Here is an 18,590-nt window from a genome sequence, read left to right as displayed (position 1 = left end):
GAAGGAGCGACGATGAACGACACTCCGGGCTGGGCCTCGCCCGGATCTGCCCCCTCCGACGGGCAGGAGCCGGACACCTCCGGCACCGCTCAGCCCACGGAGCAGCCCTCGGACCAGGGCAGCAAGGACCAGCCCGACACCCCCTCGAAGTGGTCCAAAGAGCAGCCCCCGCCCGGCCAGTGGTCCGCCCCCAGCCCCCAGGACGCCGCCCCCGGCCAGGCCCCGCCACCACCTCCGCCCGGCCCGGGCTGGGGCGGCCAACACCCCGGCGGCCCTGGCGGATCCGGAGGCCAGGGGGGCTACGGCGGTGCCGGATACGGCAGTTGGGGCGGCCAGGGTCCCGGCTACGGAGGCCCCGGTGGTCCCGGCGGCTGGGGAGGCAACTGGGGCGGCCCGCCGCCCGCGGCCAAGCCCGGCGTGATCCCGCTCCGTCCGCTCGGCGTCGGCGAGATCCTCGACGGCGCGGTCTCCACGATGCGTACGTACTGGCGCACCGTCCTCGGTATCTCGCTGACCGTCGCGGTCGTCACGCAGATCGCGGTCATCCTGCTCCAGGGCTTCGTCCTGGACGACAGCGCCACCTCGGACACCCTTAACGACTCGACCGCCACCGTCAGTGAGCTGAGCAGCGCCCTGGGCACCACCCTGGCCAGTTCCGGTGCCGTCCTGCTCATCACCCTGCTCGGCACCATCATCGCGACGGCCCTGCTCACGACCGTGACCAGCCGCGCGGTGCTCGGCAAGCCGGTGACCACCTCCGAGGCCTGGCGGGATGCCCGTCCTCAGCTTGCGAAGCTGTTCGGCCTGACCATCCTGCTGCCGCTCATCGCCATCGTGATCATCGGCGTCGGCACCCTGCCCGGCGTACTCATCGGGGTGACCGCCTCGGGCGACGCGGGCATCGCGGTCGCCGTCATCGGCGGACTCGGCGCCGGCGTCGTCGCCCTCTGGCTGATGATCCGCTTCTCGCTCGCCTCGCCCGCCCTGATGCTGGAGAAGCAGAGCGTCTTCAAGTCGATGAGCCGCTCCGCGAAGCTCGTCCGCGGCTCCTGGTGGCGGGTCCTCGGCATCCAGCTGCTCGCCACGATCATCGCCAACATCATGGCCTCGATCATCGTCATCCCGTTCGCCGTCATCGCCGCGGCCCTGAGCGGAGACGGCCTCTCCGGCTTCTTCAGCAGCGACAGCGGCTCCCTCGGCTGGACGTTCCTCATCGTCAGCGGCATCGGCTCGGTGATCGGTTCCATGCTCACCTTCCCGATCACCGCCGGCGTCACCGTGCTCCTCTACATCGACCAGCGCATCCGCCGCGAGGCCCTCGACCTCGACCTCGCACGCGCGGCCGGCCTCCAGGACTACGGCTCCAGCGCCCCCGGCGCCACCCCGGGGAGCTGATGCGGTGAGCCTGGCGGGGGGAGTTCTCACCGCGGTACTGACACTGCCGCGCAACGGTGCCACAGCCGTCCTGGCACTGCCGCTCACCGGCGACGAACCGCCGGTGACGATCCCACGCGACCCCGCGCGGGAGGCGGCCGAACGCGAGCTGTCCAAGCCGATGTACCACGAGAACGACCCCAGCCTGGCCCAGCGCGCCCTGGATGCCGTCTGGGAGTGGATCGACAAACTGTTCGGCGCGGCCTCCACCGCAACTCCCGGGGGAGCGCTCGGACTTGCCGTCATCGTGCTGGCCGTACTGGCGGTCGGGGCCGCGCTGTGGTGGCGCCTGGGCACCCCGCACCGTGCACCCGCATCGGCCCCGGCACTCTTCGACGACCGTCCCCGCAGCGCCGCCGAACACCGCGCTTCGGCCGACGCGCACGCCGCCCAGGGCCACTGGAACCAGGCCGTCCAGGAACGCATGCGCGCCATCGTCCGCTCCCTGGAGGAGCGTGCCCTTCTCGATCCGCGCCCCGGCCGCACCGCCGACGAGGCAGCCGCCGAAGCGGCCCGAACCCTGCCCTCCCACACGGACCGACTGCGCGCCGCGGCAAGGGACTTCGACGACGTCACATACGGCGGACGAGCCGCGAGCCCAGCCACATACGACCGCCTCTCCGAGCTCGACCGCGACCTGGAGCGCACCAAACCCGTACTCGCGAGCAGCACCGCCCAGAGCACGGCCCACAACACCCGCCAGGGGGCCGCCCCATGACCGAGGCCACCCTCCCGTCGACCTCCCCGACCTCGGCCTCGCCCACCGCCCGCCAGCTGTGGACGCGCACCCGCGGGATCGTCCTCGCGTTCGTGATCCTCCTGGCGGCCGCCATCGCGATCGCCGCGGTCCGCTCCAACTCCCAGCACGGACGCCTCGACCCGCGCTCCGCTGACCCCTCCGGCAGCCGCGCCGTCGCCGAACTCCTGGCAGACCGAGACGTCTCCACGCGCGTGGTCACCACCCTGGCCGAAGCCCGTGCCGCGGCCGGCCCCGACACCACTCTCCTGATCGCCGCCCCGGACCTGCTGACGGACCGACAGCAGACGCTCCTCCAGGCGACGACCGAGAACTCCGGCGGCCGTACGATCCTGATCTCCCCGGCGTCGCCCTCCCTCGGCATCCTCGCCCCCGGAGTCACCGCCGACCCCGCGATCAGCTTCGACTCGACCCTCTCCCCGAGCTGCGACCTGCCCGCCGCCCAGCGCGCGGGCACCGCCGACACGGGCGGCATCCGCTACACCACCACCGATCCCACCGCCGACGAGTGCTACCCCAGCGGCGGCCTGCCCACCCTGCTGCGCATCCCGGCACCCGAGGGGGACGGCGACACCGTCGTACTCGGCGCCCCCGACATCCTTTACAACTCCCGCCTCGACGAGCACGGCAACGCCTCGCTCGCCCTGCAACTGCTCGGTTCCCGTCCCCACTTGGTCTGGTACCTCCCCTCGCTCTCCGATGCCTCGGCCACCGACGCGGGCGACCAGAGCTTCTTCGACCTGCTCCCCTCGGGCTGGCTCTGGGGCACGCTCCAGCTCTTCATCGCGGCAGGCCTGGCCGCCCTCTGGAGGGCACGCCGACTCGGCCCCCTCGTACCCGAACGACTCCCCGTGGCGATCCGCGCCTCCGAAACCGTCGAAGGCCGCGCCCGCCTCTACCGCAAGGCCAACGCCCGCGACCGCGCGGCCACCGCCCTGCGCTCCACCACCCGCACCCGCCTCGCCCCCCTCGTAGGCGTCCCCGTCACCCAGGCGCACGCGCCCGAATCCCTGCTCCCCGCCCTGTCCGCCCAACTCCGCGGCCAAGGCGACGGACAGGCCCTGCACTCCCTCCTCTTCGGGCCGCCACCCCGCGACGACGCAGCCCTCATCTCACTCGCCGACCAACTCGACGCCCTCGCAAGAGAGGTACGCCATTCATGATGGACCCGACCACTGACAACGCCGGGAACACCGGGGACCAGGGCGCCGCCCGCGCCTCCCTGGAGGCCCTGCGCACCGAAATCGCCAAAGCCGTGGTCGGCCAGGACCCCGCCGTGACCGGCCTTGTCGTCGCCCTCCTGTGCCGCGGACACGTTCTCCTCGAAGGAGTCCCCGGAGTCGCCAAGACGCTGCTCGTCCGGGCCCTCGCATCAGCGCTGGAACTCGACACCAAGCGCGTCCAGTTCACCCCCGACCTGATGCCGAGCGACATCACCGGCTCCCTCGTCTACGACTCGCGCACCGCGGAGTTCTCCTTCCAACCCGGCCCGGTCTTCACGAACCTCCTCCTCGCCGACGAGATCAACCGCACCCCGCCCAAGACCCAGTCCTCCCTCCTCGAAGCCATGGAGGAGCGCCAGGTCACGGTCGACGGCACCCCGCGACTGCTCCCCGAGCCGTTCCTGGTCGCCGCCACCCAGAACCCGGTCGAGTACGAGGGCACCTACCCGCTCCCCGAAGCCCAACTGGACCGTTTCCTCCTCAAACTGACGATCCCTCTCCCCTCCCGCCAGGACGAGATCAGCGTCCTGACACGCCACGCCGAGGGCTTCAACCCCCGCGACCTGCGCGCCGCCGGCGTACGCCCCGTAGCGGGCCCGGCCGACCTCGAAGCAGCCCGCGCCGCGGTCGCGAAGACTTCCGTCTCCCCCGAAATCACCGGCTACGTAGTGGACATCTGCCGCGCCACCCGCGAATCCCCGTCCCTCACCCTCGGCGTCTCCCCGCGCGGCGCGACGGCCCTCCTCGCCACAGCCCGCGCCTGGGCCTGGCTGACGGGCCGCGACTACGTCACCCCGGACGACGTGAAGGCCCTCGCCCTCCCCACCCTCCGCCACCGGATCCAACTCCGCCCCGAGGCCGAGATGGAGGGCGTGACCGCCGACTCCGTCATCAACGCGATCCTCGCCCACGTCCCCGTCCCCCGCTGATGGCACTCACCGGACGCGCCGCCCTCCTGGCTGCCCTCGGCGCACTCCCCATCGGCATCTGGGAACCGAGCTGGACGGGCATCCTCGCCATCAACGCCCCCCTGGCCCTGGCCTGCGCCTGCGACGCCGCCCTGGCAGCACCCGTACGCCGCCTCGGCCTGACCCGCTCCGGAGACACCTCGGTACGCCTCGGCGAAACCGCCGACGTCACCCTGACCGTCACCAACCCCTCCGGCCGCCCCCTGCGCGCCCAACTCCGCGACGCCTGGCCGCCCAGCAGCTGGGAACCCGGCACCGAAGTAGCCGCTTCCCGCCACCGCCTGACGGTCCCGCCCGGCGAGCGCCGCCGCCTGACCACCCGCCTACGCCCCACCCGCCGCGGCGACCGCCAGTCCGACCGCGTCACCATCCGCTCGTACGGCCCCCTCGGCCTCTTCTCCCGCCAGGGCAGCCACAAAGTCCCCTGGACGGTACGAGTCCTGCCGCCCTTCACCAGCCGCAAGCACCTCCCCTCCAGGCTGGCCCGGCTCCGCGAACTCGACGGCCGCACCAGCGTGCTGACCCGCGGCGAGGGCACGGAATTCGACAGCCTCCGCGAGTACGTCCCCGGCGACGACACCCGTTCCATCGACTGGCGCGCCACAGCCCGCCAGACCACGGTCGCCGTACGCACCTGGCGCCCGGAACGCGACCGCCACATCCTTCTCGTCCTCGACACCGGCCGCACCTCCGCAGGCCGTGTCGGCAACGCCCCCCGCCTCGACTCCTCCATGGACGCGGCCCTCCTCCTCGGAGCCCTCGCCTCCCGAGCCGGCGACCGAGTGGACCTCCTCGCATACGACCGCCGTGTACGCGCCCTAGTCCAGGGCCGAGCGGCAGGCGAGGTCCTTCCGTCCCTGGTCACAGCGATGGCAACCCTGGAACCGGAACTCGTCGAGACGGACGCACGCGGCCTCGCCGCCACAGCACTCCGTACGGCCCCACGCCGCTCCCTGATCGTGCTGCTGACGAGCCTGGACGCGGCCCCCATCGAAGAGGGCCTGCTCCCCGTACTCTCCAGCCTGACCCAGCGCCACACAGTCCTCGTGGCATCAGTGGCGGACCCACACATCGCCCACATGGCGACGGCCAGGGGCAACGCCGAAGCGGTGTACGAGGCAGCAGCCGCAGCCCAGGCCCAGACGGAACGCCATCGCACAGCCGAACAGCTACAACGCCACGGCGTCACTGTCGTCGACGCAACTCCGGACGACCTGGCGCCTGCTCTTGCGGATGCCTATCTGGCACTGAAGGCCGCGGGCCGACTATAAGCAGGCACAAAAGAACGCGGCGCAAAGCAAAAACAGGGGGTCTCTCGCTTCCGAGAGACCCCCTAAACGCAGAAAACCCCTGTACCGGTTTCCCGGTACAGGGGTTTTCTCTAAATTTAGTTCGGCGGCGTCCTACTCTCCCACAGGGTCCCCCCTGCAGTACCATCGGCGCTGTGAGGCTTAGCTTCCGGGTTCGGAATGTAACCGGGCGTTTCCCTCACGCTATGACCACCGAAACACGGTGAAACTTGTCAACCGGAGCCGTGGCATGGCTACGACGGTTGTTCGTGGTTTCAGAACCAACACAGTGGACGCGAGCAACTGAGGACAAGCCCTCGGCCTATTAGTACCAGTCAGCTTCGCCCATTACTGGGCTTCCACATCTGGCCTATCAACCCAGTCGTCTACTGGGAGCCTTAACCAATCTAGTTGGTGGGAATACTCATCTCGAAGCAGGCTTCCCGCTTAGATGCTTTCAGCGGTTATCCCTCCCGAACGTAGCCAACCAGCCATGCCCTTGGCAGGACAACTGGCACACCAGAGGTTCGTCCGTCCCGGTCCTCTCGTACTAGGGACAGCCCTTCTCAATATTCCTGCGCGCGCAGCGGATAGGGACCGAACTGTCTCACGACGTTCTAAACCCAGCTCGCGTACCGCTTTAATGGGCGAACAGCCCAACCCTTGGGACCGACTCCAGCCCCAGGATGCGACGAGCCGACATCGAGGTGCCAAACCATCCCGTCGATATGGACTCTTGGGGAAGATCAGCCTGTTATCCCCGGGGTACCTTTTATCCGTTGAGCGACGGCGCTTCCACAAGCCACCGCCGGATCACTAGTCCCGACTTTCGTCCCTGCTCGACCCGTCGGTCTCACAGTCAAGCTCCCTTGTGCACTTACACTCAACACCTGATTACCAACCAGGCTGAGGGAACCTTTGGGCGCCTCCGTTACTCTTTAGGAGGCAACCGCCCCAGTTAAACTACCCATCAGACACTGTCCCTGATCCGGATCACGGACCCAGGTTAGACATCCAGCACGACCAGACTGGTATTTCAACGACGACTCCACCTGAGCTGGCGCTCAAGCTTCACAGTCTCCCAGCTATCCTACACAAGCCGAACCGAACACCAATATCAAACTATAGTAAAGGTCCCGGGGTCTTTCCGTCCTGCTGCGCGAAACGAGCATCTTTACTCGTAGTGCAATTTCACCGGGCCTATGGTTGAGACAGTCGAGAAGTCGTTACGCCATTCGTGCAGGTCGGAACTTACCCGACAAGGAATTTCGCTACCTTAGGATGGTTATAGTTACCACCGCCGTTTACTGGCGCTTAAGTTCTCAGCTTCGCCACCCCGAAGAGTGACTAACCGGTCCCCTTAACGTTCCAGCACCGGGCAGGCGTCAGTCCGTATACATCGCCTTACGGCTTCGCACGGACCTGTGTTTTTAGTAAACAGTCGCTTCTCGCTGGTCTCTGCGGCCACCCCCAGCTCAGAGAGTAAATCTCATCACCGGTGATGGCCCCCCTTCTCCCGAAGTTACGGGGGCATTTTGCCGAGTTCCTTAACCATAGTTCACCCGAACGCCTCGGTATTCTCTACCTGACCACCTGAGTCGGTTTAGGGTACGGGCCGCCATGAAACTCGCTAGAGGCTTTTCTCGACAGCATAGGATCATCCACTTCACCACAATCGGCTCGGCATCAGGTCTCAGCCTTAATGTGCGACGGATTTACCTATCACACGGCCTACACCCTTACCCCGGGACAACCACCGCCCGGGATGGACTACCTTCCTGCGTCACCCCATCACTCACCTACTACCAGCTCGGGTCACCGGCTCCACCACTTCCCTCAACTCCGAAGAGATCAGGACGGCTTCACGGGCTTAGCATTACTGGATTCAATGTTTGACGCTTCACAGCGGGTACCGGAATATCAACCGGTTATCCATCGACTACGCCTGTCGGCCTCGCCTTAGGTCCCGACTTACCCTGGGCAGATCAGCTTGACCCAGGAACCCTTAGTCAATCGGCGCACACGTTTCTCACGTGTGTATCGCTACTCATGCCTGCATTCTCACTCGTGAACCGTCCACCACTAGCTTCCGCTGCGGCTTCACCCGGCACACGACGCTCCCCTACCCATCCCAGCCCCCGTTGGGGGTATGTGCTGGAATGACACGACTTCGGCGGTACGCTTGAGCCCCGCTACATTGTCGGCGCGGAATCACTAGACCAGTGAGCTATTACGCACTCTTTCAAGGGTGGCTGCTTCTAAGCCAACCTCCTGGTTGTCTGTGCGACTCCACATCCTTTCCCACTTAGCGTACGCTTAGGGGCCTTAGTCGATGCTCTGGGCTGTTTCCCTCTCGACCATGGAGCTTATCCCCCACAGTCTCACTGCCGTGCTCTCACTTACCGGCATTCGGAGTTTGGCTAAGGTCAGTAACCCGGTAGGGCCCATCGCCTATCCAGTGCTCTACCTCCGGCAAGAAACACACGACGCTGCACCTAAATGCATTTCGGGGAGAACCAGCTATCACGGAGTTTGATTGGCCTTTCACCCCTAACCACAGGTCATCCCCCAGGTTTTCAACCCTGGTGGGTTCGGTCCTCCACGACCTCTTACAGCCGCTTCAACCTGCCCATGGCTAGATCACTCCGCTTCGGGTCTTGAGCGCGCTACTAAATCGCCCTATTCGGACTCGCTTTCGCTACGGCTTCCCCACACGGGTTAACCTCGCAACACACCGCAAACTCGCAGGCTCATTCTTCAAAAGGCACGCAGTCACGAGAGTGCATGCAAGCATGCACTCCGACGCTCCCACGGCTTGTAGGCACACGGTTTCAGGTACTATTTCACTCCGCTCCCGCGGTACTTTTCACCATTCCCTCACGGTACTATCCGCTATCGGTCACCAGGGAATATTTAGGCTTAGCGGGTGGTCCCGCCAGATTCACACGGGATTTCTCGGGCCCCGTGCTACTTGGGTGTTTCTCAAACGAGCCGTTGACGTTTCGACTACGGGGGTCTTACCCTCTACGCCGGACCTTTCGCATGTCCTTCGCCTACATCAACGGTTTCTGACTCGTCTCACGATCGGCAGACCGTGAAAGAGAAATCCCACAACCCCATATACGCAACCCCTGCCGGGTCTCACACGCATATGGTTTAGCCTCATCCAGTTTCGCTCGCCACTACTCCCGGAATCACGGTTGTTTTCTCTTCCTGCGGGTACTGAGATGTTTCACTTCCCCGCGTTCCCTCCACATACCCTATGTGTTCAGGTATGGGTGACAGCCCATGACGACTGCCGGGTTTCCCCATTCGGAAACCCCCGGATCAAAGCCTGGTTGACGGCTCCCCGGGGACTATCGTGGCCTCCCACGTCCTTCATCGGTTCCTGGTGCCAAGGCATCCACCGTGCGCCCTTAAAAACTTGGCCACAGATGCTCGCGTCCACTGTGCAGTTCTCAAACAACGACCAACCACCCACCACCCCACCCCGAAGGGCGAGTTCACTGGGGCCGGCACTGAAGATCCAGACTCAAAGTCCGTACCCTCAGACACCCAACAGCGTGCCCGGCACCCTCGCCACTCATGATCAACTTTCCACGCTCCCTTGCGAGAGCAGTACTTGCAGCCCGAGATGACTGAGAGTGCCGAATAATCAACGTTCCACCCATGAGCAACCAGCACCGGACGTACGCCGATGTACTGGCCTCTGACCTCACCCCGGAGGGATCGGTAAGAAGTGCTCCTTAGAAAGGAGGTGATCCAGCCGCACCTTCCGGTACGGCTACCTTGTTACGACTTCGTCCCAATCGCCAGTCCCACCTTCGACAGCTCCCTCCCCACAAGGGGGTTGGGCCACCGGCTTCGGGTGTTACCGACTTTCGTGACGTGACGGGCGGTGTGTACAAGGCCCGGGAACGTATTCACCGCAGCAATGCTGATCTGCGATTACTAGCAACTCCGACTTCATGGGGTCGAGTTGCAGACCCCAATCCGAACTGAGACAGGCTTTTTGAGATTCGCTCCGCCTCGCGGCATCGCAGCTCATTGTACCTGCCATTGTAGCACGTGTGCAGCCCAAGACATAAGGGGCATGATGACTTGACGTCGTCCCCACCTTCCTCCGAGTTGACCCCGGCAGTCTCCTGTGAGTCCCCATCACCCCGAAGGGCATGCTGGCAACACAGAACAAGGGTTGCGCTCGTTGCGGGACTTAACCCAACATCTCACGACACGAGCTGACGACAGCCATGCACCACCTGTACACCGACCACAAGGGGGGCACCATCTCTGATGCTTTCCGGCGTATGTCAAGCCTTGGTAAGGTTCTTCGCGTTGCGTCGAATTAAGCCACATGCTCCGCTGCTTGTGCGGGCCCCCGTCAATTCCTTTGAGTTTTAGCCTTGCGGCCGTACTCCCCAGGCGGGGAACTTAATGCGTTAGCTGCGGCACCGACGACGTGGAATGTCGCCAACACCTAGTTCCCACCGTTTACGGCGTGGACTACCAGGGTATCTAATCCTGTTCGCTCCCCACGCTTTCGCTCCTCAGCGTCAGTAATGGCCCAGAGATCCGCCTTCGCCACCGGTGTTCCTCCTGATATCTGCGCATTTCACCGCTACACCAGGAATTCCGATCTCCCCTACCACACTCTAGCCTGCCCGTATCGACTGCAGACCCGGGGTTAAGCCCCGGGCTTTCACAACCGACGCGACAAGCCGCCTACGAGCTCTTTACGCCCAATAATTCCGGACAACGCTTGCGCCCTACGTATTACCGCGGCTGCTGGCACGTAGTTAGCCGGCGCTTCTTCTGCAGGTACCGTCACTTTCGCTTCTTCCCTGCTGAAAGAGGTTTACAACCCGAAGGCCGTCATCCCTCACGCGGCGTCGCTGCATCAGGCTTTCGCCCATTGTGCAATATTCCCCACTGCTGCCTCCCGTAGGAGTCTGGGCCGTGTCTCAGTCCCAGTGTGGCCGGTCGCCCTCTCAGGCCGGCTACCCGTCGTCGCCTTGGTGAGCCACTACCTCACCAACAAGCTGATAGGCCGCGGGCTCATCCTTCACCGCCGGAGCTTTTAACCCCCGCCCATGCGGGCAGGAGTGTTATCCGGTATTAGACCCCGTTTCCAGGGCTTGTCCCAGAGTGAAGGGCAGATTGCCCACGTGTTACTCACCCGTTCGCCACTAATCCACCCCGAAGGGCTTCATCGTTCGACTTGCATGTGTTAAGCACGCCGCCAGCGTTCGTCCTGAGCCAGGATCAAACTCTCCGTGAATGTTTTCCCGACTGCGTCTAATTAAAGACTGCGGGGCGACACCACGAGAGCGGAACCGAAGGGAGGAATAATCCCCACGGTCCACAGCGTCCTCGCTGATGTTTTACTTCAAAGGAACCTCGTCCCGGCCGAATGGCCGGAGACGGGGTATCAACAAACTTGGCGTTGATTTTTGGCACGCTGTTGAGTTCTCAAGGAACGGACGCTTCCTTTGTACTCACCCGAGAGACTCTCTCAGGCTTTCCTCCGGGCAGTTTCCCTTCGGTCTTGCGTTTCCGACTCTATCAGACCGTTTCCCGATCCGATTTCCTCGGTGCTTTCCAGGTTTCCGCTTTCGCGTTTCCCTTTCCGGCGGTTCCGACTTTATCAGAGGTTTTGGGCCGGACTGACCGGCATCCATTTCTGAATCATCGGGAGGGGCCTCTCGGAAAACGACGTTTCCAGAAGCAGGCAGACCCTAACCGCTGCCACTGGAGCTGTCCAGTTCTAGGCAACTGTTCGAATCTACCTCCCCGCTCGTTCCGTGTCAACGGTTCTTGTGGGGCGAAGAGGAGACTAGCAGGTCAGCGAGGGGGGTCGCACATCAGGCAGCCGTCGGGAGGACGGCGCTGCGCTCGGCTTCGTCGACGTCGCCGGTTTCACCGGCGCGTGCCGCACGACCGCCCAGTACATAGACGTACGCGAGGAAGGCCAGTTCAGCCGCGATTCCGATGCCTATACGGGCCCAGGTGGGGAGTCCGGACGGTGTGACGAAGCCTTCGATGGCGCCTGAGACAAAGAGGATCAGGGCCAGGCCTATTGCCATGCCCAGGGCGGCTCGGCCTTCTTCGGCGAGTGCCGTGCGACGGGGACGGGGACCCGGGTCGATCAGGGTCCAGCCCAGTCGCAGACCTGTGCCGGCGGCAACGAAGACGGCCGTCAATTCCAGGAGGCCGTGTGGGAGGACGAGGCCCAGGAAGGTGTCGAGGCGGCCGGCCGAGGACATCAGGCCTATGCCGACACCAAGGTTGAGCATGTTCTCGAAGAGGATCCAGATGACCGGCAGGCCCAGGAAGACGCCCAGGACCAGGCACATCGCGGCGGCCTGGGCGTTGTTCGTCCACACCTGGGCCGCGAAGGACGCGGCCGGGTGGCTGGAGTAGTAGGTCTCGTACTGGCCACCGGGGCGAGTGAGCTCGCGCAGGTCGCTGGGCGCCGCGATCGAGGACTGGACCTCGGGGTGCGTACCGATCCACCATCCCAGTAGGGCCGCGACCAGGGTGGACAGGAGAGCGGTGGGAACCCACCAGTGGCGCGAGCGGTAGACCGCTGCCGGGAAGCCGTGCGTCAGGAATCGGGTGACATCGCGCCAGGAGGCGCGGCGGGTGCCTGTCACTGCACTACGCGCGCGTGCCACCAGTTGACTGAGGCGGCCCATCAGCTGAGGGTCCGGGGCGCTGGACTGGATCAGGGAGAGGTGGGTGGCGGTGCGTTGGTACAGGGCGACGAGTTCGTCGGCCTCGGCCCCGGTGAGGCGGCGTTGGCGGCGGATCAGTGCGTCGAGCCTGTCCCACTCGGCGCGGTGGGCGGACACGAAGACGTCGAGGTCCATCTGGTTGGCTACTCCTCGGCTGCTCGTCGCAAGTGTCAGCTTGTCGTACTGCGGCGCGATGTGCCCTCAGCTTGGCAGACTGGCCGTTCTCGAGGCAGGTCAGGGGAAGGACGGCAAGCGTGAGTGAGCTAGTGACGGGCGAGGCGGTGGCGCTGGAGCTGCGCCCCGCGAAACTGCCGAGCCGGGCGCTGGCCGTCTTGCTGGACCTGGTCGTGACGATGACCGTCTATGTCCTCGTGACCATCGGCTTGGTGGCCGCGACGGCTGCGCTGGACGAAGCGGCGCAGGTCGCGGTCTCGATCGCGGCTTTCCTGCTCGTGCTGGTGGGCGGGCCGATCGCGGTGGAGACACTCAGCCACGGGCGTTCGCTGGGGAAGCTGGCGTTCGGGCTGCGGGTGGTGCGGGACGACGGCGGGCCGATCCGGTTCCGGCATGCGCTGGTGCGCGGTGCCGTCGGTGTGGTCGAGCTTCTGATGACGTTCGGGGTCGTCGCGTGCATCGCCTCGCTCGTGTCGGCGCGCGGGCGGCGGCTGGGTGACGTGTTCGCGGGGACCCTTGTCGTACGGGAAAGGATTCCGGCCGGCCGCACGTCTTTCGTGCCTCCACCGCCGCCCTGGCTGGCGGGGCGATTCTCCGAGCTTGATCTGTCCGCGGTTCCGGACGGCTTGTGGTTGGCCATCCGGCAGTACCTGACGCGTATGCAGCAGCTGGATCCGCAGGTCGGTGGGGCGATGGCGGAGCGGCTCGCGATGGATCTGGCCACCCGTACGGGGACTCCGGCGCCGCACGGGGTCCCGCCGGCCGCGTATCTGGCGGCCGTGGTTCAGGAGCGGCAGGCGCGGGAGGCTCGGCGATCCTTTGGCGGTGGCCTCGCCATGGCCGGCCATGGGGGCCCGGGTGGACCGGTGATGGCGATGCCGGGCGCGGTCGGACCTGCGCCGGTGCAACCAGGCATCTACCCCTATCCGCCGACGATTCCGGGAGCCCCGTCACCACAGGCATCGCCGACGCCGCAGTCGCCGCAGAACATCGCACCGCTGCCCGTCCCAGCGCCGCCCGCGGCACCGCAGCAGGACCAGGCCGACCGTCCCTCGACCGGCTTCGCGCCGCCCGCGTAACCACCGGTGTCGGCGCCGAGCGGCGAACGGCGCCGACGTCTCGTCAGGTGAAGACCGACGGGGGCGATTCGAGGTGTTCCAGTTCGATGCCGGGTGCCGCGAGCACCACGTCTCCCGCGATGTGTACGGCGTGCTGTTCACCGGTGTCCAGGGCTGTGACCTGGTATTCGTCCACGGTCAGGGGGCCGTTGTCAGTGGCGTGTGTTTCTCTCGAGATCAAGGCCCAGGACTGGTCGAGGGTGCGCGGGGCGAGGACCGGGTCGGTGAAGGCGACGAGGCGTACACGGGTCGCGGAGGCGGGGGGGGAAGGGGTGAGGCGAAGGAGACGTGCGGTGGCGATGAGGAACGCCGGGGACGAGCCGGTGAAGGCGTGGGCGCGGACGTTGCCTTCGGTGGCCTGCGTGCCGGTGGGGTCGGTGCGGACCCAGGTGACGCCGTCGAGCGCGGCGCCGCGGATCTGCCAGCTCGCGGCGTTCAGTTCAAGGCGGATGGGGCGGCCGAGGTCGTCGAGCGCGAGGTCGACGGAGCCGGCATGGTCGCCGGAGGGGGTGGTGAGTTGGGAGACGTAGCGCCAGCCGGAGGGGCCGGGCGCGCAGTGGAAGTGTTCTTCGGCGAGGGGGGTGTGATCGTGCGGATCATGGAGCGAATAGCGGCCGCGGGGCATGGGGGTTCAGGTCCTCATCGGGGACAGGCCCCCGCCGTGACGGCGAGGGCCTGCTGACATCCGTACGCCGAGCGGTGGTACCGCTGCTCGGCGGGGAACTCAGTAGCGGTAGTGGTCCGACTTGTACGGGCCCTCGACCTCGATGCCGAGGTAGGAGGCCTGCTCCGGGCGCAGCGTCGTCAGCTTCACGCCGAGTGCGTCCAGGTGGAGGCGGGCGACCTTCTCGTCCAGGTGCTTGGGCAGCACGTACACGTCGGTCGGGTACTCCTCGGGCTTGGTGAACAGCTCGATCTGGGCCAGCGTCTGGTCCGCGAACGAGTTGGACATCACGAACGAGGGGTGACCCGTCGCGTTGCCCAGGTTCAGCAGGCGGCCCTCGGACAGCACGATGAGGACCTTGCCGTCGGGGAACGTCCAGGTGTGGACCTGCGGCTTGACCTCGTCCTTGACGATGCCCTCGACCTGCGCCAAGCCCGCCATGTCGATCTCGTTGTCGAAGTGGCCGATGTTCCCCACGATCGCCTGGTGCTTCATCCTGGCCATGTCCGCGGCCATGATGATGTCCTTGTTGCCCGTCGTGGTGACGAAGATGTCCGCCACCTCGACGACCTCGTCGAGCGTCGTGACCTGGTAGCCGTCCATCGCCGCCTGCAGCGCGCAGATCGGGTCGATCTCGGTGACGATGACCCGGGCGCCCTGCCCGCGCAGCGACTCCGCACAGCCCTTGCCCACATCGCCGTAGCCGAAGACGACCGCGGTCTTGCCACCGATCAGCACGTCGGTGGCACGGTTGATGCCGTCGATCAGGGAGTGCCGGCAGCCGTACTTGTTGTCGAACTTCGACTTCGTCACCGCGTCGTTCACGTTGATCGCCGGGAACAGCAAGGAGCCGTCCCGGTGCATCTCGTACAGACGGTGCACGCCGGTCGTGGTCTCCTCGGTCACGCCGCGGATCTCCGAGGCGAGCTGGGTCCACTTCTGCGAGCCCTCGGTGATGGTGCGGGTGAGGAGCTCGAGGACGACGCGGTGCTCGTCGGACTCGGCGGTGTCGACGGAGGGGACCTTGCCGTCCTTCTCGTACTGGACGCCGTTGTGGACGAGCATGGTGGCGTCACCGCCGTCGTCCAGGATCATGTTCGGGCCGCCGGTGGGGGTGTTCGGCCAGGTCAGGGCCTGCTCCGTGCACCACCAGTACTCCTCCAGGGTCTCGCCCTTCCAGGCGAAGACCGGGACACCCTGCGGGTTCTCGGGCGTGCCGTTCGGGCCGACCGCGATGGCGGCGGCGGCGTGGTCCTGGGTGGAGAAGATGTTGCAGGAGGCCCAGCGGACCTCGGCGCCCAGGGCGACGAGGGTCTCGATGAGGACGGCGGTCTGCACGGTCATGTGCAGGGAGCCGGTGACGCGGGCACCCGCGAGGGGCTGTGCCTCGGCGTACTCCTTGCGGATCGACATCAGGCCGGGCATCTCGTGCTCGGCGAGGGTGATCTCCTTGCGGCCGAAAGCGGCCAGGGAGAGGTCGGCGACTTTGAAGTCCTGTCGGTTGTCGACAGTCGTCATGTCGAGCTGCTCCTCAAGATCGGGATTGGGGCGAGGTCGTGCGGCTGGTCTGCGCGGCGGCGGGCACACGCGTGCCCGGCTGGACACAGGAGTGCCCGGTGCGCGCAGCGCAGTCCGTCGGAGGCCCTCTCTCCCTCGGCCGGTCCGCGGTGGGACCGCCCGACCGCCATCAGCAGCGACGTCTGGCTCAACCACCAAGCTACACCGGTGTGCCCGGCCCTCCCCAGTCCACCTCCGAACACAGGGGCGCTCAGCGGAACGCGTCAGGTGGGCCGCGCTCGACGGAACCGTGGCCGAGCCGGTCTTGGTGATCTCCGGGGCGGAGGGATCGGGCAGGTCCAACGGAACGGGGCCCGTCCGAACTTCAGGCGGGCCCCGGTGACGTACAAGAGGGAATCAGTGCTCGGCGGGATGTGCCGGGCCGCCCGGTGTCGCTTCGCGGTCCGGGCCCTTCGCCGCCTCTGCCTCGTTGTAGATGTCGGGCTCGAGGTAGATGACGCGGGCGATCGGGACGGCCTCGCGGATGCGGGACTCGGCGGCGTTGATCGCGGAGGCGACCTCGGTGGCGGTGTCGTCGTGCTGGACCGCGATCTTGGCCGCGACCAGGAGCTCCTCCGGGCCGAGGTGGAGGGTGCGCATGTGGATGATGCCGGTGACCGTGTGGCCGTCGACGATGGCGGCCTCGATCTTCTTGACCTCTTCGAGGCCCGCGGACTCGCCCAGCAGGAGGGACTTGGTCTCCACGGCGAGGACCAGCGCGATCACGATGAGCAGGATGCCGATGCAGAGCGTGCCGATGCCGTCCCAGACGCCGTCGCCGGTGGCGAGGGCGAGACTTACGCCAAACAGCGCCAGGACCAGACCCACCAGTGCGCCGAGGTCCTCCAGGAGCACGACCGGCAGTTCGGGGGCCTTGGCATGGCGGACGAACTCCTTCCACGACTTCTTGCCGCGCAGGGGGTTGGACTCCTTGATGGCAGTCCGGAAGGAGAAGGACTCCGCGATGATCGCGAAGACGAGGACGCCCACCGGCCAGTACCAGGCCTCGATCTCGTGCGGGTGCTTGATCTTCTCGTAGCCCTCGTAGATCGCGAACATGCCGCCGACCGAGAAGAGGACGATCGAGACGAGGAAGGCGTAGATGTAGCGCTCGCGGCCGTAGCCGAAGGGGTGTTGCGGGGTCGCCTCGCGCTGGGCCTTCTTGCCGCCGAGCAGGAGAAGGCCCTGGTTGCCGGAGTCGGCGAGCGAGTGCACGGACTCCGCGAGCATCGACGACGAACCGCTGAAGAGGAACGCCACGAACTTCGCTACCGCGATCGCGAGATTGGCGGCGAGTGCCGCCACGATCGCCTTGGTGCCGCCTGAAGCGCTCATGTGCTCCTGCTGTCCCTTCGTACGCCGTCCAGGGCTTTGCCTGCCTTTTGCCAGTGGGCCATTGTTGCAGTCCGCTCGGACAACGGCGCGTCAGGCCGCCACAGTGGTCACATCAGGCCACTACGGTCGCCCGGAAAATCGTGCCAGGGCCAGACACTTCGGCCTTTTCGCCTGCGGGTACGAAGACGGACTCGCCGGGGCCGAGCGCGATGCCGTCCGCTCGTACGGAACCCGCCGTGCACAGCAGGATCTGCGGGGTCGCGGCGGTGAGGTCGTGCGGGGCGGTGTCCTGGGGCAGGACGAAGCGGGAGAGGCGGAACTCGTCGATGGGGGTCGCGTAGACCTCCTCGCCATCGGGGGACGCCTCCGGGCGCAGTACGCCGGGGTCGCTCGCCTCGAAGCGGACGACGCGCAGGAGTTCGGGGACGTCGACGTGCTTGGGGGTCAGGCCGCAGCGCAGGACGTTGTCGCTGTTGGCCATGATTTCGACGCCCAGGCCGTTCAGGTACGCGTGCGGGATGCCGGCTCCGAGGAACAGGGCCTCTCCGGGCTGCAGTTGGACGTAGTTGAGGAGCATCGCGGCGATGACGCCGGGGTCGCCCGGGTAGTGGTGGGCGAGGTCGGCGTACGGGGCGTAGGAGCCGCCGAGGCGGGCGCAGGCCGTCGCTGCCTCTCTGACCGTGTGGGCCATGTCGTCCGGGTCGGCGGTCAGCAGCGCCGTGAGGACCTCGCGCAGGGCGGCCTCTTCGGGGTGGGCGTGCAGCAGGTCGGCGTACGGCTTGAGGGAGTCGACGTCCAGGCCCGCGAGCAGTTCGGCGGCCTCGTCGGGGGCGCGGAAGCCGCACAGGCCGTCGAACTCCGTGAGGGCGCAGATCAGTTCGGGCTTGTGGTTGGCGTCCTTGTAGTTGCGGTGCGGGGCGTCGACCGGGATGCCGCGGCTCTCCTCGTCCTCGTAACCCTCTCTCGCCTGTTCGAGGTTGGGGTGCACCTGGAGGGAGAGGGGGGCGCCCGCGGCGAGGATCTTCAGCAGGAACGGCAGGCGGGGGCCGAACTTGGCGACGGCCGCGCGGCCGAGTTCCTTCTCGGGGTCCTCGTCGATGACCTCGGTGAGGGGACCGCGTTCGGTGCGCGAGGGTGCGCCCGGGTGGGCGCCCATCCACATCTCCGCCTGCGGTTCACCGGTCGGCTCCACGCCGAGCAGCCGCGGGATGGCGGTGGTCGAACCCCAGGCGTAGGGGCGGATGGTGTTGTCGAGGCGGTCCATAGTGTGTCGTTCTCTCCATACGTACGCTGGTCAGCGGGCGTTTGTCGCCGTGCGGGGTCCGGTGCGGGCTGCC

Annotated in this window: 11 protein-coding genes and 3 rRNA genes; 6 read left to right on the top strand and 8 right to left on the bottom strand. The window is 66.3% G+C overall.

Annotated elements, in window-relative coordinates:
* Positions 1-12 precede the first annotated feature (12 nt).
* The 5 genes from OG246_RS13710 to OG246_RS13690 are packed head-to-tail and all read left to right on the top strand — an operon-like array spanning position 13 to position 5,653.
* Positions 13-1,395 (top strand): glycerophosphoryl diester phosphodiesterase membrane domain-containing protein, encoded by a 1,383-nt coding sequence (locus OG246_RS13710; RefSeq protein ID WP_266460705.1) that lies wholly within the window; start codon positions 13-15, stop codon positions 1,393-1,395.
* 4 nt (positions 1,396-1,399) lie between these two features.
* Positions 1,400-2,152: a DUF4129 domain-containing protein gene (locus tag OG246_RS13705; protein WP_266460702.1), complete on the top strand. Its 753-nt coding sequence runs from the start codon at positions 1,400-1,402 to the stop codon at positions 2,150-2,152.
* Positions 2,149-3,354 carry a DUF4350 domain-containing protein gene (locus tag OG246_RS13700; protein WP_266460700.1) on the top strand — a complete coding sequence of 402 codons (1,206 nt, stop codon included), beginning with the start codon at positions 2,149-2,151 and terminating at the stop codon, positions 3,352-3,354. The genes OG246_RS13705 and OG246_RS13700 overlap by 4 nt, the downstream gene beginning before the upstream one ends.
* Positions 3,354-4,343, top strand: a complete 990-nt coding sequence (locus tag OG246_RS13695) for a MoxR family ATPase (protein WP_266464192.1) — start codon at positions 3,354-3,356, stop codon at positions 4,341-4,343. The genes OG246_RS13700 and OG246_RS13695 overlap by 1 nt, the downstream gene beginning before the upstream one ends.
* Positions 4,343-5,653 (top strand): DUF58 domain-containing protein, encoded by a 1,311-nt coding sequence (locus tag OG246_RS13690; RefSeq protein ID WP_266460698.1) that lies wholly within the window; start codon positions 4,343-4,345, stop codon positions 5,651-5,653. Before OG246_RS13695 ends, OG246_RS13690 begins: the two co-directional genes overlap by 1 nt.
* 119 nt (positions 5,654-5,772) lie before the next feature.
* Here the strand turns inward: OG246_RS13690 and rrf are convergent.
* The 4 genes from rrf to OG246_RS13670 form a co-directional block, all read right to left on the bottom strand.
* Positions 5,773-5,889, bottom strand: a 5S ribosomal RNA gene (gene rrf / locus OG246_RS13685).
* 87 nt (positions 5,890-5,976) lie between these two features.
* Positions 5,977-9,101: ribosomal RNA gene (locus OG246_RS13680) — 23S ribosomal RNA — on the bottom strand.
* Between the two features lie 320 nt (positions 9,102-9,421).
* Positions 9,422-10,949 (bottom strand): 16S ribosomal RNA (locus OG246_RS13675).
* The 16S, 23S and 5S rRNA genes sit together here, the layout of an rRNA operon.
* A 583-nt stretch (positions 10,950-11,532) precedes the next feature.
* Positions 11,533-12,540, bottom strand: a complete 1,008-nt coding sequence (locus OG246_RS13670; RefSeq protein ID WP_266460695.1) for a stage II sporulation protein M — start codon at positions 12,538-12,540, stop codon at positions 11,533-11,535.
* Positions 12,541-12,659: 119 nt separating this feature from the next.
* On the opposite strand from OG246_RS13670, the gene OG246_RS13665 reads away from it, so the two are divergent.
* Positions 12,660-13,658 carry an RDD family protein gene (locus tag OG246_RS13665; protein WP_266460692.1) on the top strand — a complete coding sequence of 333 codons (999 nt, stop codon included), beginning with the start codon at positions 12,660-12,662 and terminating at the stop codon, positions 13,656-13,658.
* A 43-nt stretch (positions 13,659-13,701) separates the two neighbouring features.
* Here the strand turns inward: OG246_RS13665 and OG246_RS13660 are convergent, their stop codons facing one another.
* The 4 genes from OG246_RS13660 to manA form a co-directional block, all read right to left on the bottom strand.
* Entirely contained in the window at positions 13,702-14,322 is a 621-nt protein-coding gene (locus OG246_RS13660) for a hypothetical protein (RefSeq protein ID WP_266460689.1), read from the bottom strand.
* Between the two features lie 99 nt (positions 14,323-14,421).
* Complete coding sequence (gene ahcY, locus OG246_RS13655; RefSeq protein ID WP_266460686.1) at positions 14,422-15,879, bottom strand: adenosylhomocysteinase; 1,458 nt, start codon at positions 15,877-15,879, stop codon at positions 14,422-14,424.
* A gap of 396 nt (positions 15,880-16,275) precedes the next feature.
* Positions 16,276-17,253 carry a cation diffusion facilitator family transporter gene (locus OG246_RS13650; RefSeq protein ID WP_266460683.1) on the bottom strand — a complete coding sequence of 326 codons (978 nt, stop codon included), beginning with the start codon at positions 17,251-17,253 and terminating at the stop codon, positions 16,276-16,278.
* 112 nt (positions 17,254-17,365) lie between these two features.
* On the bottom strand, positions 17,366-18,517 hold the full coding sequence (gene manA / locus OG246_RS13645) for a mannose-6-phosphate isomerase, class I (protein ID WP_266460680.1): 1,152 nt from the start codon (positions 18,515-18,517) through the stop codon (positions 17,366-17,368).
* Between the last annotated feature and the right edge of the window lie 73 nt (positions 18,518-18,590).

It is taken from the genome of Streptomyces sp. NBC_00620, from assembly GCF_026341825.1.
Classification (GTDB): domain Bacteria; phylum Actinomycetota; class Actinomycetes; order Streptomycetales; family Streptomycetaceae; genus Streptomyces.
The sequence above is the reverse complement of the archived record's forward strand: the minus strand, read 5'-3'. Positions and strand labels throughout refer to the sequence as shown.

Excerpts from the sequence above, each read along its gene's own strand:
- OG246_RS13710 (WP_266460705.1), top strand. The coding sequence starts at position 13 with ATGAACGACACTCCGGGCTGGGCCTCGCCCGGATCTGCCCCCTCCGAC.
- OG246_RS13700 (WP_266460700.1), top strand. The coding sequence starts at position 2,149 with ATGACCGAGGCCACCCTCCCGTCGACCTCCCCGACCTCGGCCTCGCCC.
- OG246_RS13695 (WP_266464192.1), top strand. The coding sequence starts at position 3,354 with ATGGACCCGACCACTGACAACGCCGGGAACACCGGGGACCAGGGCGCC.
- OG246_RS13690 (WP_266460698.1), top strand. The coding sequence starts at position 4,343 with ATGGCACTCACCGGACGCGCCGCCCTCCTGGCTGCCCTCGGCGCACTC.
- OG246_RS13670 (WP_266460695.1), bottom strand. The coding sequence starts at position 12,540 with ATGGACCTCGACGTCTTCGTGTCCGCCCACCGCGCCGAGTGGGACAGG.
- OG246_RS13660 (WP_266460689.1), bottom strand. The coding sequence starts at position 14,322 with ATGCCCCGCGGCCGCTATTCGCTCCATGATCCGCACGATCACACCCCC.
- ahcY (WP_266460686.1), bottom strand. The coding sequence starts at position 15,879 with ATGACGACTGTCGACAACCGACAGGACTTCAAAGTCGCCGACCTCTCC.
- OG246_RS13650 (WP_266460683.1), bottom strand. The coding sequence starts at position 17,253 with ATGAGCGCTTCAGGCGGCACCAAGGCGATCGTGGCGGCACTCGCCGCC.
- manA (WP_266460680.1), bottom strand. The coding sequence starts at position 18,517 with ATGGACCGCCTCGACAACACCATCCGCCCCTACGCCTGGGGTTCGACC.